The organism is Streptomyces sp. NPDC048650, from assembly GCF_043199095.1.
GTDB lineage: Bacteria > Actinomycetota > Actinomycetes > Streptomycetales > Streptomycetaceae > Streptomyces.
Genome location: NZ_JBICVM010000004.1, coordinates 527,256 through 541,202 on the forward strand (window position 1 = coordinate 527,256; position 13,947 = coordinate 541,202).

General features: G+C 73.4%; 11 protein-coding genes. 4 read left to right on the forward strand and 7 right to left on the reverse strand.

Annotated elements, in window-relative coordinates; genetic code table 11:
* Positions 1-284: 284 nt before the first annotated feature.
* Positions 285-1,067, forward strand: coding sequence for a L,D-transpeptidase (locus ACGFML_RS14760; protein WP_393543578.1), 783 nt, complete (start codon positions 285-287; stop codon positions 1,065-1,067).
* On the opposite strand, the gene ACGFML_RS14765 is transcribed toward ACGFML_RS14760, so the two are convergent.
* From ACGFML_RS14765 to ACGFML_RS14780, 4 genes are read right to left on the reverse strand one after another with little or no spacing between them, the layout of a single operon-like run.
* Positions 1,054-3,246 (reverse strand): dipeptide ABC transporter ATP-binding protein, encoded by a 2,193-nt coding sequence (locus ACGFML_RS14765; RefSeq protein WP_393543579.1) that lies wholly within the window; start codon positions 3,244-3,246, stop codon positions 1,054-1,056. The genes ACGFML_RS14760 and ACGFML_RS14765 overlap by 14 nt on opposite strands.
* A 16-nt stretch (positions 3,247-3,262) precedes the next feature.
* The gene (locus tag ACGFML_RS14770; protein WP_393543581.1) at positions 3,263-4,153 is read right to left on the reverse strand and encodes an ABC transporter permease; all 891 of its coding nucleotides are present in this window, start codon (positions 4,151-4,153) and stop codon (positions 3,263-3,265) included.
* A complete protein-coding gene (locus ACGFML_RS14775) occupies positions 4,150-5,100 on the reverse strand; it encodes an ABC transporter permease (RefSeq protein WP_393543583.1) in 951 nt (316 codons plus the stop codon). The genes ACGFML_RS14770 and ACGFML_RS14775 overlap by 4 nt, the downstream gene beginning before the upstream one ends.
* Entirely contained in the window at positions 5,097-6,896 is a 1,800-nt protein-coding gene (locus ACGFML_RS14780; RefSeq protein ID WP_393543585.1) for a peptide ABC transporter substrate-binding protein, read from the reverse strand. The genes ACGFML_RS14775 and ACGFML_RS14780 overlap by 4 nt, the downstream gene beginning before the upstream one ends.
* Before the next feature lie 191 nt (positions 6,897-7,087).
* Between ACGFML_RS14780 and ACGFML_RS14785 the strand changes: the two genes are divergently transcribed.
* Positions 7,088-8,296 carry an ROK family protein gene (locus tag ACGFML_RS14785; protein WP_393543587.1) on the forward strand — a complete coding sequence of 403 codons (1,209 nt, stop codon included), beginning with the start codon at positions 7,088-7,090 and terminating at the stop codon, positions 8,294-8,296.
* Positions 8,297-8,346: 50 nt separating this feature from the next.
* Entirely contained in the window at positions 8,347-9,876 is a 1,530-nt protein-coding gene (locus tag ACGFML_RS14790) for a M81 family metallopeptidase (protein WP_393543588.1), read from the forward strand.
* 137 nt (positions 9,877-10,013) lie between these two features.
* Here ACGFML_RS14790 and ACGFML_RS14795 read toward each other — a convergent pair whose 3' ends face one another.
* Together ACGFML_RS14795 and ACGFML_RS14800 are read right to left on the reverse strand one after the other, a co-directional pair.
* Positions 10,014-10,844 (reverse strand): hypothetical protein, encoded by an 831-nt coding sequence (locus tag ACGFML_RS14795; protein ID WP_393543786.1) that lies wholly within the window; start codon positions 10,842-10,844, stop codon positions 10,014-10,016.
* Positions 10,775-11,758 (reverse strand): alpha/beta fold hydrolase, encoded by a 984-nt coding sequence (locus ACGFML_RS14800; RefSeq protein WP_393543590.1) that lies wholly within the window; start codon positions 11,756-11,758, stop codon positions 10,775-10,777. The genes ACGFML_RS14795 and ACGFML_RS14800 overlap by 70 nt, the downstream gene beginning before the upstream one ends.
* Positions 11,759-11,847: 89 nt before the next feature.
* On the opposite strand from ACGFML_RS14800, the gene ACGFML_RS14805 reads away from it, so the two are divergent.
* Positions 11,848-12,552, forward strand: a complete 705-nt coding sequence (locus ACGFML_RS14805) for a TetR/AcrR family transcriptional regulator (RefSeq protein WP_393543592.1) — start codon at positions 11,848-11,850, stop codon at positions 12,550-12,552.
* A 60-nt stretch (positions 12,553-12,612) separates the two neighbouring features.
* Here ACGFML_RS14805 and ACGFML_RS14810 read toward each other — a convergent pair whose 3' ends face one another.
* The gene (locus tag ACGFML_RS14810; RefSeq protein ID WP_393543594.1) at positions 12,613-13,899 is read right to left on the reverse strand and encodes an MFS transporter; all 1,287 of its coding nucleotides are present in this window, start codon (positions 13,897-13,899) and stop codon (positions 12,613-12,615) included.
* Positions 13,900-13,947 lie beyond the last annotated feature (48 nt).

Below are 13,947 nucleotides of genomic sequence, written 5' to 3' on the forward strand. Positions count from 1 at the left end.
GGCTGGGCGGGGGGCCGCCGGGGTCCGGTGGCGGCGCGGGCCCGGGCTCGCGGTCGAGCGTGCGGTCGCTGCGCACTGGCGGTTGCCGCTGCACTGGGGGCCTCCAGAATGAGACGTCTAGTGGCACATTGACCCCCGTACCCGAGTTTGGCCCGTCCACGGGCCCGGCGCACCATGGATTACCGCCGGATGAGGGGCGGCGGCGGGCGGCAGGCCGTCGGCAGTGGCCGATGTGACCTGATTGGGCGGCGCCCGGTCCCCGTAGTGCGTCCTACATTGCCGCCATGCCCATGACTACCGGTACCCGTGCCCGCACCCGGACCTGTGTCGCGCTGCTGACGGCGGTCTGCGCGGCGCTGCCGCTCACCCTCGCCGCCCCGGCCCACGCCGGCCCGGCCCACGCCGGCCCGGCCCACGCCGGCATCGCCCACTCCGACCGCGTCCCCCTTCCCTACCGGATGGCCGACACCGGGGGCGGTGACCAGCTGATCACCGCCCGGGCGCCCGCCCCGGACACCACCACCGGGACCGTGACGTGGTGGCAGCGGCTCAACGGCCGGTGGCGGGAGAGCGGTTCGGCACCCGCCCGCTTCGGGTCCGGCGGCCTGACCGAGGGCAGCACCCGGGTGCAGGGCACCTCGACCACGCCGACCGGCCTGTACGACCTGCCGTTCGGCTTCGGGAGCGATCCTGCGCCGGCCGGCACCACGGCCCCCTACCGGCGGGTCGGACCGGACTCCTGGTGGTGCGAGGACAACGCCTCGGCCTCCTACAACCGCTGGGTGGACCCGCTGCCGCGGGACTGCGCGGCCACCGAGTCGGAGCGGCTGGCGGACTACCCGGTGCAGTACGGCCGGGCCCTGCTCATCGCGTTCAACTATCGCCGCCCGGTCCACCGCCGCGGCGCCGGGATCTTCCTGCACGTCAACGGGAAGGGGGCGACGGCCGGTTGTGTGTCCGTCCCGGCCGGGGCGATGGCGCGGATCCTGGCGTGGGTGCGGCCCTCGGACGCACCGCACATCGCCATCGGTACGGCGCACGGGCCGACGGCGATCACCCGCTACTGACCGCCTCGTCGGCCGGCGGGAAGTGGCAGGCCACCCGGTGTCCGGGCGTGGACGGCTCGGCGACCGGCGGCTCCGTGGTGGCGCACAGCCCGGTGGCGACCGGGCAGCGGGTACGGAAACGGCAGCCGGAGGGCGGCGCGGCGGCCGACGGGGCCTCGCCCGCCGGCGGCGCGCCGCCCGGGGCGGAGTCCGGGTCCGGAACGTTGACGGTGTCCAGCAGTCCCCGGGTGTAGGGGTGCAGCGGTCGGCCCAGGACCTGCTCGGCGGGGCCCGATTCGACCAGCTTGCCGAGGTACATCACCCCGACGGTGTCCGCGACGTGCCGGACCACCGCCAGATCGTGCGAGATGAAGAGATAGGAGAGCCCCTTCTCCCGTTGCAGCTCACGCATGAGGTTGAGGATCTGCGCCTGTACGGACACGTCGAGGGCCGAGACCGGTTCGTCGGCGACGACGAGCGACGGCGCGAGGGCGAGGGCGCGGGCCAGGCCGAGGCGCTGCCGCTGGCCGCCGGAGAACTCGTGCGGATAGCGGTCCACCGCGCCGCGTGGCAGTCCGACGTCGTCCAGCAGCCCGGCGACCCGCCGCCGCTGCTCCGCCCGGTCGCCGATGCCCTGGACGACCAGCGGTTCGCGGAGCACGGCGTCGACCCGCATCCGCGGGTCCATGGCGGCGTAGGAGTCCTGGAACATCAACTGGACGTCGCGGCGGTGTGCGCGCAGCTCACGGGTGGTCAGGGCGGCGAGGTCGCGGCCGGCGAAGCGGATGGTGCCGTCAGTGGGCGCCTCCAGGCCGACGGCGAGCCTGCCGAGGGTGGACTTGCCGGAGCCGGACTCCCCCACGAGGCCGAAGGTCTCGCCGCGCCGGACGGTGAGCGAGACCCCGGCCACCGCGCTGACCTGCGCGGCACGCCGGCGGCGGGCGAAGGGGCCGCCGTGCAGCGGGTAGGACTTGGCGACGGCGGAGAGGCGCAGCAGGGGTTCCCCGGGACCGGCCGGGGGTGCGGCGGGTGCGGGCGGGCGGGCTCGGGCGGCCGGGTCCGGGCCGGGGGCCGTCCGGTGGGCGGGGCGTTCGGCGGGATGGAAGCAGGCGTAGGCGTGGGCCGTGCCGTCGCCGCCCGCGGCGCCGTGGTCGTCCGACCTGCCGTCGCCGTCTGCCCTGCCGTGGTCGTCCGCCGGGCCGTCGCCGTCCGCCGGGCCGTCGCCGGTCAGCGGCGGCTCCTCGGTGCGGCAGCGGTCGGTGGCGAAGCCGCAGCGGGGCGCGAAGCGGCAGCCGACGGGGCGGGTGACCAGGGACGGCGGCAACCCAGGGAGGATGGCCAGCGGCCGGGCGGAACCGACGCCGGGTGCACCACCCGGCGGGAGCCTGGGGAGTTCGGGGAGCGCGGCGAGCAGAGCCCGGGTGTAGCGGTGCCGTGGTGCGGCGAACAGCGGCCGCACGGGGGCGCGTTCGGCGATCCGGCCGCCGTACATCACCGCGACCCGGTCGACCCGGCGGGCGATCACCCCGAGGTCGTGGGTGACGAGGATCAGCGCCATGCCCAGGCGGGCACGCAGCCCGTCGATGAGCTCCAGGATCTGGTGCTGGGTGGTGACGTCGAGCGCGGTGGTCGGCTCGTCGGCGATCAGCAGCCGGGGCCGGCAGATCAGCGCCATGGCGATCGCGACGCGCTGGCGCATACCGCCGCTGAGCTGATGCGGGTAGTGCGTCATCCGCTCGGCCGGGCGGGGCATACCGACCAGCCCCAGCATCTCCTCGGCCCTGCTCCAAGCCTCGGCCCTGCTCACCTCACGGTGCAGCAGCAGGGGTTCGGCCACCTGGGCGCCGACGGTGAGGGTCGGGTTGAGGGAGGTCAGCGGGTCCTGGAAGACCATGCCGACGGTGTTGCCGCGGACCGTGCGCAGGACGGCCTCCGGGGCGGTGGCCAGGTCGATGGGCGGACCGGCCGCGCCGCGCGGGCCGTCGAAGAGGATCCGGCCGCCCGTGATCCGGCCCCCGGGCGGCAGCAGACCCAGGACCGAGAGTGCCGTCATCGTCTTGCCGCAGCCGGATTCGCCGACGATGCCGAGGGACTCGCCGGGTGCCAGGCCGAGGTCGATGCCGTCGAGGGCGTGGACGGTGCGGCCGCGGCCGGCGATCTCGACGCGCAGGTCTTCGATCCGCAGGAGCGAGGGGGTCATGGAGTCGGTCCCGTCGTCAGTTCTTCTGGAGCCGTACGTCGAAGGCGTCCCGCAGCCCGTCGCCGATGAAGTGGAACGCGGCGACGACCAGCACGATCGCGAGGCCCGGCGGGAAGATCAGCCACCAGTACCCGACCTGGGTGTAGGTGATGCCGGCGGAGAGCATCGAGCCCCAGTCGGCGGCGGGTGGCGGGACGGACAGGCCGAGGAAGGACAGATAGGCGACGTAGAGGATGGCGTCGGCGATCTGGAAGGTGGCGTTGACGACGACCGTGCCGATGGCGTTGGGCACGATGTGCCGGAGGACCGCACGGGTGCCCCCGCCGCCCATCAGCCGCATCGCGTGCACGTAGTCCCGGCCGCGCAGCGCCAGCGCCTCGCCGCGGATGAGCCGGGCCGGGGAGAGCCAGGCGACGGAGGCGATGATCAGGATGAGGACGGGTGTGCTGGGCGTGACGATCGTGGCGACCACGACGAGCAGGAAGAGCGCCGGAATCGCGAGCGCCGCATCCGTCACGCGCATCATCGCGGCGTCCACCCAGCCGCCGCAGTAGCCCGCGACCGCGCCGTAGACGGTGCCGAAGAGGGTGGCCAGCAGACCTGCCGCCAGTCCGACCTCGAGGGAGGTGCGGCCGCCGTACATCAGCCGGCCGAGCAGGTCGTAGCCGAGATCGGTGGTGCCCAGCGGGTGGCCTGCGCCGGGGGCGTGGTTGGCCTGGGAGAGGTCGGTGTGGATCTGGTCGGTGGGGTGGATCAGCGGCCCGAGGAAGCAGAAGGCGAGCAGGGCGAGCAGCACCAGGGCGCCGATGAGGGCGAGCTTGTTGCGGGCGAAGACGGTGAGGGTGCGGTGGGCCAGGCCCGGGGTGGCGAGGTCGGCCTCGGGAGCCGGGGCATCGATCGCGGTCATGTCACGCTCCTGATGCGCGGGTCGAGGACGGCATAGGCGATGTCGGTGAGCAGGGAGCCGAGAACGGTCGCGACGCCGACCACGAGGGTCACGCCCAGTAGGACGGGGAAGTCCGAGCTCTGGGCGGCGTTCCAGAACAGCAGCCCCATCCCGGGGTAGTTGAAGACCGACTCGACGACGAGGGTGCCGCTGAAGAGGGTGGGCAGGTAGAGGCCGAGGAGGGTGGCCAGCGGTATCAGGGCGTTGCGCAGCACGTGCCGGACCATGATCCGGGCGTCGGACTGGCCCTTGGCGCGGGCGGTGCGGACGTACTCCTCGCCGAGGTTGTCGAGGACGGCGGAGCGCATATAGCGGCTGAAGGCCGCGACGATGCCGAGCGCGGTGGTCGCGACGGGAAGCACCAGGGCCGGGGGGTCCGTGAGGATGCCGCCGACCGTGTCGGCCTGCGGCGCCTCGGCGGGCAGCAGTTGGAGCTGCTGGCTGAAGACGAGGACGAGGACCAGGCCGAGGAAGAACACCGGGGTGGCGTAGGCGAGGAAGGCCGCGCCGGTCAGGACGTGGTCGGCGACCCCGCCGCGGCGTACGGCCTGGAGGATGCCGAGCGGTACGGCGAGGAGTGCGGCCAGGGCGATGGCCAGTCCGGCCAGCAGGGCGGTCCTGGGCAGCCGTTCGGCCAGCAGCGAGGCGACGCTCTGGTTGAGCTTGTAGGACTCGCCGAGGTCTCCGGAGAGCAGCCGGCCGAGATATCGCACGTACTGCTCGGGCAGCGAGCGGTCGAACCCCTGCTGGTGGTCGAAGTGCGTGACGGCCTGCGGGGTGGCCTGGACGCCGAGGATGGCGCGGGCCGGGCCGCCGGGGAGCAGATGCAGCAGGACGAAGACGATGACAGAGACCAGCAGCAGGACGACGACGGCCTGTGCGAGGCGCTTGACCAGGAAGTGGATCACTTGCCGGTGCCCCCGTTCCTGACGTAGTACCAGTTCTGCGGGGCGAGGGAGAGCGTCGGGTTCTGGTCGACGCCGCGCAGGTCGTTGCGGATCGCGGAGACCTGGTAGGCGGGGTTGGGGGTCCACAGGACGGGAAGCCGCCGGGCCACCTCGCGGCCGTAGTCGCGCATCGCGGCCGGGGCGGCGGAGTACTCGGTGGCCCTGATGAGCCGGTCGGTGTCCGGGTCGGACCAACTGCCCATGTTGGAGGGCGCGTCGGTGGTGAAGATCTTCTCTCCGCTGGGGTCCGGCGGGAAGTACCAGCTGCCCTGGGTGCCGAAGAAGCCGAGCTGCCACTGCGCACAGGCGGGCTCGGCCCTCTTGCAGGGCACGGTGGTCCCCAGGACGGTGTTCAGCGGCTGCTGCCGGACGTCGAGGGTGATGCCCGCCCTGCCGAAGTCGGACTTGATGGCCTGCATGGTGTTGGAGGTCTCGGTCGAGCCGGACTGGGAGAGCAGCGACAGCCGCAGTTCCCGGCCGTCCTTGACGCCCGCGCCGCACTCCCGGGGCCCACTGCCCGGCCGCACGCAGCGCAGCGTGCCGTCCCGGTCGGCCCAGCCGTGCCCGGCCAGCAGCGCCCGCGCGCGTCCCGGGTCGTACGGATAGGGGTCGCCGTCGAGGAGACCCGCAGGGACCGGGCCCAGGGTGGGTGCGGCGCTGCCGTGCCAGATCACCCGGGAGATCGCCTTCTGGTCGATGAGGTGCTGCATCGCCCGGCGCAGATAGCCGTGGCGCAGCAGCGGTCCCGCGGTGGGGTGGTGGTAGTTGAGGACGATGTACGTGATCGCCCAGCCCTCCCACGGATCGATGCGGTAGCCCATCTCCTTGAACTTCGCCGACTGCGCCATGACGGAGGGCGGGAGGTAGCCGTAGTCGACGCCGCCGGCGCGCAGCACGTTGAACTCGGAGTCGGCGGTGGTGAAGGGCTTGAGGACGACGCGGTCCAAGTGGGGCCTGTCGGGGCCGCGGTACTGCTTGTTGGGGATCAGCGAGACCAGCCCCGACGTCGTCCACTTCTCGATCCGCCAGGGTCCGTCGACCGTCTTCCACAGGGGGTCGGTGGCGAAGTGGGAGAACCGCTTGGCGTGCCGCATCAGCCGGGCGAAGGCCCGCCGGGGTCCCTCGTCGCCGGGGTTCCAGGCGTGGGCGGGAAGGGCGACGAAGTCCTGGAGCTCGTTGGCCGTGAACCACTTCGGGTTGTAGGCGCGGTCCAGGCGGAGCCGGAATGTGCGTTCATCGACGATGTCGAATCGTCTGACGTCGTCCGGCATCAGCTTCGGTGAGTATCCGGCCCATTCCCGCTTGTTGTACTTGATCAGATCGAACCAGAACTTCACGTCGCGCGTGGTGACGGGCTTTCCGTCGGACCACTCGTAGCCCTTCTTCAGCGTCACGCTGACCGTGGTGTTCCGGTCGCTGTAGCGGGGCGCTTCCGCGAGGCCGCGGGGCGAGTCCATGGTCAGGGCGTCGCCCTTCTGCTCGGGCGTGAACAGCGGCAGGAAGAGGAGGTTCTGGACGGCGCTGTTGTACGAGGCCAGATAGCCGGGAGCGCCGATGGGGAAGATCCAGTCGGGGACGGCGGCGGGTGGCAGGGCCATGGTGGCGGTGCCGCCCCTGACGGGCGTGCCGCCGGTGGCCCCCACCGTGGTGACAACGTTGCCAGCGGGACCGCAGCCGACGAGTGTGAGGACGCCGAGCAGGAGCACGGCCGCAACGCGCCCCAGGGGCCCGCGTATTCGTGTACTGCGCAGCCCCATGCCGCCTCCGGGGATCGACCGGTCGAAGAGTGCGAGCAAAGTACGGACGGCCGGGAAAAGAAGTCAAGACCTTGGCGAAACGGCACCAACTGCGTTCTACTGACGGCCAGTTGCCACCGGCACTTTCTTCGGTCGCCGAAGGAAGTCCACCCGTCCGCGCGGCCCGTCCCGTCACCCGAAAGGCGCCCCCCATGACCGTCCCCGACGAGCAGCCCGGCTCCGCCGCGCATGTCCTCGAACTCGTCGCGAACGGCTCCGCCGCCTCCCGCGCCGATCTCGTACGGGAGCTGGGCCTCGCCGCCTCCACCGTCTCCGCCCGCGTCCAGGAACTCGTCGAGGCGGGTCTGTTGGCCGAATCCGGTGCGGGCGTCTCCCGCGGCGGGCGGCGCCCCCGGCTGCTGCGGATCGCCGGCCAGGGGGCCGTCGCGCTCGCCGCGGACCTGGGAAGCCGCCACATCCGCACCGGCGCCGTGGGGCTGAGCGGCGACGCCTTCGACGTCGACGACCACGCCGTCGATCCGGCCGCCGGGCCCGAAGCCGCCCTGGACACGCTCGCCGCGCGGCTGGCCGCGCTGGCCGAACGGCAGCGCGCCGCCGGCCGGACGGTCCGCGGGGCCGGGATCGGCTTCCCCGGGCCGGTCGACGCGGACGGCTCCCGGATCATCGCACCGGCCCGGATGCCCGGCTGGCACCTCTTCCCGCTGCGCGACCGGCTGGCGGACCGCCTCGGCCTGCCGGTGCTGCTCGACAACGACGCCAACATGATGGCGCTGGGCGAACACCGCGCCGGCCATCGGGGACGACGTCACCTCGTCCTGGTCAAGGCGGGTCGGGGCATCGGGTCCGGGGTCATCAGCGACGGCAGGCTGCACCGCGGGGCCCACGGCTCGGCCGGCGACATCAGTCATGTCCGCGTGGACGAGGCCGCCCGGCTCCCCTGTTCCTGCGGCAACATCGGCTGCCTGGAGACGGTGGCATCCGGCGCCGCGATCGCCGCGGCGCTGCGCGGCGAGGGCCTCGCCGCCGACTCGACGGCCGACATCCTGCGTCTGGTCGAGAACGGCGAACCGCACGCCACCACCCTCGTGCGGCAGGCCGGTCGGGACATCGGCGCGGTGCTCGCCGTCGTCGTCAACTTCTTCAACCCCGAGGCGGTGGTCCTCGGCGGTGCGCTGGCCGGCGCCCAGCCGCTGGTCGCCGCCGTACGCGGCATGCTCTACGAGCGCTGTCTGCCGATGGCCACCAGCGAACTCACCATCGGCGCCGCGGTCTGCGGCCCGAATGCGGGCCTGCTGGGCGCGGGCCATGCCGTGCTGCGCCGGACGGCCACCGTGCCCGCGCGGCGCCCGACGCCGTCGGCCGCCGACGGACCGCACGCCTCGGCCGCCGGGCACGGCTGACGGCCGCCCTTCCCGAAGCCCGGCCCGCCGCCTCACGGAAAGCGAACCCCATGCGCGCACCGACCAGCCCCCGGCCCCGCCTCCGCATCGGCATCGGCGGCATGGCCATCGAGTCCAGCCAGTTCTGCCCGCACCGCTCGACGTACGACGACTTCCGCGTCACCCGGGGCGACGCGCTGCTGACCCGCTACGCCTGGACCCGGCCGGACGGTGATCTGGCGGAGCTCGTCGAATGGGTACCGCTGGTGCACGCCGTCGCGGTGCCCGGCGGCCCCGTGGAGCGCACCACCTACGACCGCATCAAGGGCGAACTCACCGAGCGCATCCGGGAGTCGGGGCCACTGGACGGTCTGGTCTACGACATCCACGGCGCCATGAGCGTGATCGGCCTGGACGACGCGGAGGCGGATCTCACCGACGCCGTACGGTCCGCCACCGGTCCCGGCACCCTCATCTCGGCCGCCATGGATCTGCACGGCAACGTCTCGCGCCGCTTCGCCGAGCGCCTCGATCTGCTCACCGCGCACCGTATGGCGCCGCACGAGGACGCCTGGGAGACCCGGGAGCGGGCCGCCCGCAAGCTCGTGGAGCGGCTGGTCTCCGGGACGGGCCGCCCGCACCGCGCGTGGGTGCAGATCCCCGTCCTGCTCCCGGGCGAGAAGACCAGCACCCGTCTCGAACCGGCCAAGTCGCTCTACGGCCGGCTGGCTTCGGTCGAGGCGCTCGACGGCGTCGTCGACGCGGCGATCTGGGTGGGATACGCCTGGGCCGACGAGGAGCGCTGCCGGGCCGCGGTGGTGGTCACAGCGGACGATCCCCGACTCGCCGCCGACCAGGCCCGGTCGCTGGCCCGCGCGTACTGGGACGCACGCCGCGACTTCGTCTTCGTCGGCCCGACCGGTGACGCCGACGAGTGCCTCGCCCGCGCCGTCGCTTCCCCTGCCCGTCCCTTCCTGATCAGCGACTCGGGTGACAACCCCACCGCGGGCGGCGCCGGCGATCTGGCGTACATGCTCGGCCGGCTGCTGGCCAACGAGGAGCTGGCGAGTGGCCGGACCACCGCGCTGCATCCGGGCATCACCGACCCGGCGGCCGTCGCCGTCTGCTGCGACGCCGGTGTGGGCGCCGAGGTGACCCTCCGGGTGGGCGGCCGGTTCAGCGCGGGCAGCGGCCCGCACGCGAAGCCGTACGAACTGACCGGCACGGTCACCGCCCTGGAGGGCGTGGCGGACACCGACTCCGGTGCGCCGCGCGGCAATCCGGCCTACGACGGGGGCGGCCGCAGCGCGGCCGTCACCCGCGGCGGCGTCACGGTGGTCCTGACCGAGCGCCGCAGGCCCTTCCACACCCGTGCCGACTTCGGTGCGCTGGATCCCCTCGCCCACGACCTGGTCGTCGTCAAGATCGGCTATCTGGAACCCGAGCTGCACGCCATGGCCGCCGACTGGTTGCTGGCCCTCACGCCCGGCGGCGTGGACCAGGACCTGCTGCGCCTGGGCCACCACCACGTCCGGCGGCCGCTCTACCCCTTCGACGACGAGGGCTTCGAGGAGCCGGAGTTGGAGCCGGTGCTGCTGTAACGGGCGACACCGGGCTCCGGGCCCGCTGTCGCGCCTCGTCGCGGGAAACCGGCCACGGATCCCGAGCCACCGGCCACGGGCCCCGAGCCACCGGCCACGGACCGAGGTCACCGACACGCGGGCGCACCGCGCCCGGCTCAGCCGCCGTCGGCCGGCACCGTCCGCCCCACGGCTGCCAATACCGCCTCCAGCGCCTCTTCCCAGGCGTGCGGCCAGCCCTCCACGTACATCTCCTGGGCGAGCCCCGGACCGACCTCCTCGTCCGGCACGGAGACCCGTATCTCCCGACCCGCCACCGCGATCTTGTACGTCACCCAGGAGTCACCGCTCGCGTCCGCATCGCTGTAGACGTCGTCGGGCCCGATCGGCAGGCCCCGCTCGATGAGTGCGGCCTCCAGCCGCTCCACGTTGGAGGAAATCGTGCGCCGGGCCGCGTCGAAGGCGACGAGCTGGGCGACGAGGTCGTCCCATGCTTGCGGGACGTCGTTGTGCACCGGCGCCCACCGGCCGTCCGCGTCCGCCTCCTTCACCAGGGTGAGCGGGACACCCGGCATCACCAGTTCGCCGTCGTACCCCTGCGGGCAGGTGAAGGGGAACAGGATGAATCCCGGCTCCGGGCGGTCCGTGTACGCGGAGTCGAGGTAGGCGGAGGGCTCCTCGCAACCGCGCTCGGTCAGCTCGGACAGTAGCGCCGTCATGTTCGCCCGTGCCTGTTCCTCGACCCGGGCGTCGTCGGCGAGCAGGTGCTCGATGTCATAGGTCATGCAGCGATTCTCCGCCGGACCACTGACAACCGGGCCGGCGGGACCGCCCGAGCGGTATGCAGCGGCGCCGGCCTGGCCCGTGAAGTCGTCGGCCGCCTTCATGACGCCGTGCTTGACCGTCAGCGGCGGCCGCTCTACCCGTTCGACGACGCGGGCTTCGAGGAGCCGGAGTTGGAGCCGGTGCTGCTGTAACGGGCGGGGCACCCGCCCCCCTGCCCGTCGGCGAGCCGACGCACCTGGACGGCGACGTCCGCCCAGACGGGCTCGGGGAGGCCGTGGCCGACGCCGGGCAGCCCGACGAACCGCGCTCCCGGGATGCGGGAGGCCACCGCACGTCCGGCGGCGGGTTTGACGAGGGGGTCGTCCATGCCGTGCAGCACCAGGGTCGGCACCGCGATCCGGCCGATGGGCGGACCGTGCCACTGGGCACCGATCTGGCGGCTCTGGCTGCGCGCGTCCCGGACCCCCGCGTCGGCCATGGCGGTGATCCTCTCCTCGGTCGCGCGCTCGTCGAAGGGGTGGGCCGGCGAGTGCATGAGGCGGGCGACGGCCATCCCGGCCCGGATGTCGCCCTCGGGTGTGTCGGGGAACCTCATCCGGGCGAGCCGGGCGAGCGTCCGCATCCGCAGGTGGCGCACGGTACCCAGCCCCGCGGCGTCGCCGGGAACGGCCGACACCGACGTCAGTGTGCGCACCCGCTCGGGGTGGCGCAGCGCGATGCGCTGGGCGATCGCGCCGCCGAGCGACTGACCCAACAGGTGGGCCGAGTCCCAGCCGAGGGCGTCCAGCACGGCGACGGCGTCGTCGGTCATGTCCTCGGCGGTATAGGCCGCGCCGCGTCTGCGGAAGAGCGCGGTGACGGGGTTGCCGGTGGCGGGGTTGCCGGTGGCGGTGGGCGGCAGACGTGTCGACTCCCCCGCATCGCGCTGGTCGTAGCGGGCCACCGCGAAGCCCTGCGCGGCCAGCGCCTCGGCCAGGCCGTCCGGCCACCAGAGCCGGGAGACGCCCAGGCCGGTCACCAACAGCAGCGGCTCCCCGTCCCGGTGGGCGGCCAACTGGTCGTGGGCCAGCTCGACCGTGCCGTTGCGGGCCCGACGAGCCGGAGTCCATGGGGTCATGTCCCCTCCTCGACACTCGAATACTGCGATCGGTGTTCGCAATATCTACCATGGGCGCAGGACGGTGTGGAGGGGCAGGGTGAGATGCGGTGACCGAGGAACCGGTGACGGTGTGGGAGCGTCCCGAACGGGGAGCGCGGGGACCCGCACCCGAGCGGAGCCGTGAGCAGCTCACCCGGACCGCGATCCGCCTGGCCGATGCGGGCGGGCTGGCGGCCGTCTCCGTGCGGCAGGTGGCCGGGGAACTGAGCACCGGCCCCGCCTCCCTCTACCGCTATATCGGCGGCCGGGACGATCTGGTGGACCTCATGACGGACGCCGTGACGGGTGAGATCGACCTCGCCGTGGCCCTGACGGGGGACCCGGTGACGGACCTGGTGGACCTGGCCACGCGTACCCGGGAGGTCCAGCTGCGGCACCCCTGGCTGCTGGAGGTACCGCCGGAAGCCCTGCGGGTGGGGCCGCGCGGGCTGGACCTTCTCGAATTCGCCCTCGGCGCCCTGGCCCCGGCGCAGTTGCCGGGCCGGGCCGCGCTGGAGGCCGTCGCCGCGATGAACGCCCTGGTCGCGATGGTCTCCCGTGCCGAACTGCGGGGACCTTGGGCACCCACCGGCCGCCAGGCGGCCCAGGCCGCCTACCTCATGACCACGGCCCGGCGGGGCGCACACCCGCTGCTGGCGCAGGCGCTGGCCGGCCGGACCGCGGCCGACCTGACGGAGGATGCACGGTCCTTCGAGCGGGTGATCCGCGGGGCACTCGCCGGTCTGCTCGCTCCCGACCCAAGGACGGAGTAGCGCCCGCGGCGCGACCGGCGGCTGTGGCACCTGCCGCGGCGCCCCGCACCCCGTCGTCCGTCAGGGCTGCGGATCGCGGGCGTCGTAGCGGGCGAAGGCGCGGCGGCCGAGGCCCAGCGCGGCGACCACCAGGACGCAGGCGAGGCCGCCACCGATCACCGCGGTGGCCGGGGACGTCAGGTCGGCGGCCGATCCCGCGAGGAAGTCGCCCAGTCGCGGGCCGCCCGCGACCACCACGATGAAGACGCCCTGGAGGCGGCCGCGCATCGCGTCCGGCGTCGCCGCCTGGAGCATGGTGCTGCGGAACACCATGGAGATGGTGTCCGCGCAGCCGGCCACGGCCAGGAAGAACAGGCCGAGCCACAGGTGCCGGGAGAGGCCGAAGCAGGCGATGGCGGCGCCCCAGGAGGCGACGGCCAGCAGGATGGCCAGGCCGTGGCGGCGGATCCCGCCGAGCCAGCCGGAGAACAGCCCGCCCAGTACGGCGCCGACCGCGGGCGCGGCGACCAGCAGGCCGACGGTCTTGGCGTCCCCGGCGAACCACAGCACCGCGACCGCGGGGAACAGCGCGCGCGGCTGGGCCAGCACCATCGCCGCCATGTCGGTGAAGAACGTCATACGGATGTTGGGGCGGGTGGCGAGGAAGCGGAGGCCGTCCAGGACGGAGGCGCGGCGACGCGGGCCGTCGCCCTGCTCCGGCCGCATCGATGGCAGCCGCCACATCGCGTACAACGAGCCGCTGAAGGCCACCACGTCGATCAGATACGCCGCCTGATAGCCCCACAGGCCGACGATCACGCCGCCCAGCATCGGACCGCCCATCATGCCGAGGTTGCTGGTCAGCGAGTTGAGGGCGTTGGCGGCGGGCAGCTGCTCGGTCGGCAGCAGCCGGGGGATCATCGAGGAGCGGGCCGGGGAGTTCATCGCGAAGCAGACGGCCTGGAGGGCGACCACGGTGTAGAGCAGCCAGACCCGGTGGAAGCCGGCCAGTGCCGCGGTGGCCAGCACCACGGACATCACGGTGGCGCCGGTGGCGCTCACGAGACCGAGTTTGCGGCGGTCGACGGTGTCGGCGATGGCGCCGCCGTAGAGGCCGAAGGCGACCAGGGGGATCAGCGAACACAGCCCCACCAGGCCGACCGAGAAGGTGGACCCGGTGATCGCGTAGACCTGGAGGGAGACCGCGAGCGCGGTCATCTGCTGGCCCATCCAGGAGATCGTGTTGCCGCACCACAGGCGGCGGTAGTCCGGGGAGGAGCGCAACGGGGTCAGGTCGGCGAATATCCTGGAGCGCAGGGGTATTTCGCTGTTTCCCGGTCGGGTGCCGGGAGTAGGTGCAGGGGCCACGCGGCGCAGTAAAGCACGCGGCGGTGGTGTGCCGGACGGCAGGGCGGG

What these genes read in the sequence shown, in the direction of transcription:
- ACGFML_RS14760 (WP_393543578.1), top strand. Translation starts at nt 285, where the DNA reads ATGCCCATGACTACCGGTACCCGTGCCCGCACCCGGACCTGTGTCGCG.
- ACGFML_RS14765 (WP_393543579.1), bottom strand. Translation starts at nt 3,246, where the DNA reads ATGACCCCCTCGCTCCTGCGGATCGAAGACCTGCGCGTCGAGATCGCC.
- ACGFML_RS14770 (WP_393543581.1), bottom strand. Translation starts at nt 4,153, where the DNA reads ATGACCGCGATCGATGCCCCGGCTCCCGAGGCCGACCTCGCCACCCCG.
- ACGFML_RS14780 (WP_393543585.1), bottom strand. Translation starts at nt 6,896, where the DNA reads ATGGGGCTGCGCAGTACACGAATACGCGGGCCCCTGGGGCGCGTTGCG.
- ACGFML_RS14785 (WP_393543587.1), top strand. Translation starts at nt 7,088, where the DNA reads ATGACCGTCCCCGACGAGCAGCCCGGCTCCGCCGCGCATGTCCTCGAA.
- ACGFML_RS14790 (WP_393543588.1), top strand. Translation starts at nt 8,347, where the DNA reads ATGCGCGCACCGACCAGCCCCCGGCCCCGCCTCCGCATCGGCATCGGC.
- ACGFML_RS14800 (WP_393543590.1), bottom strand. Translation starts at nt 11,758, where the DNA reads ATGACCCCATGGACTCCGGCTCGTCGGGCCCGCAACGGCACGGTCGAG.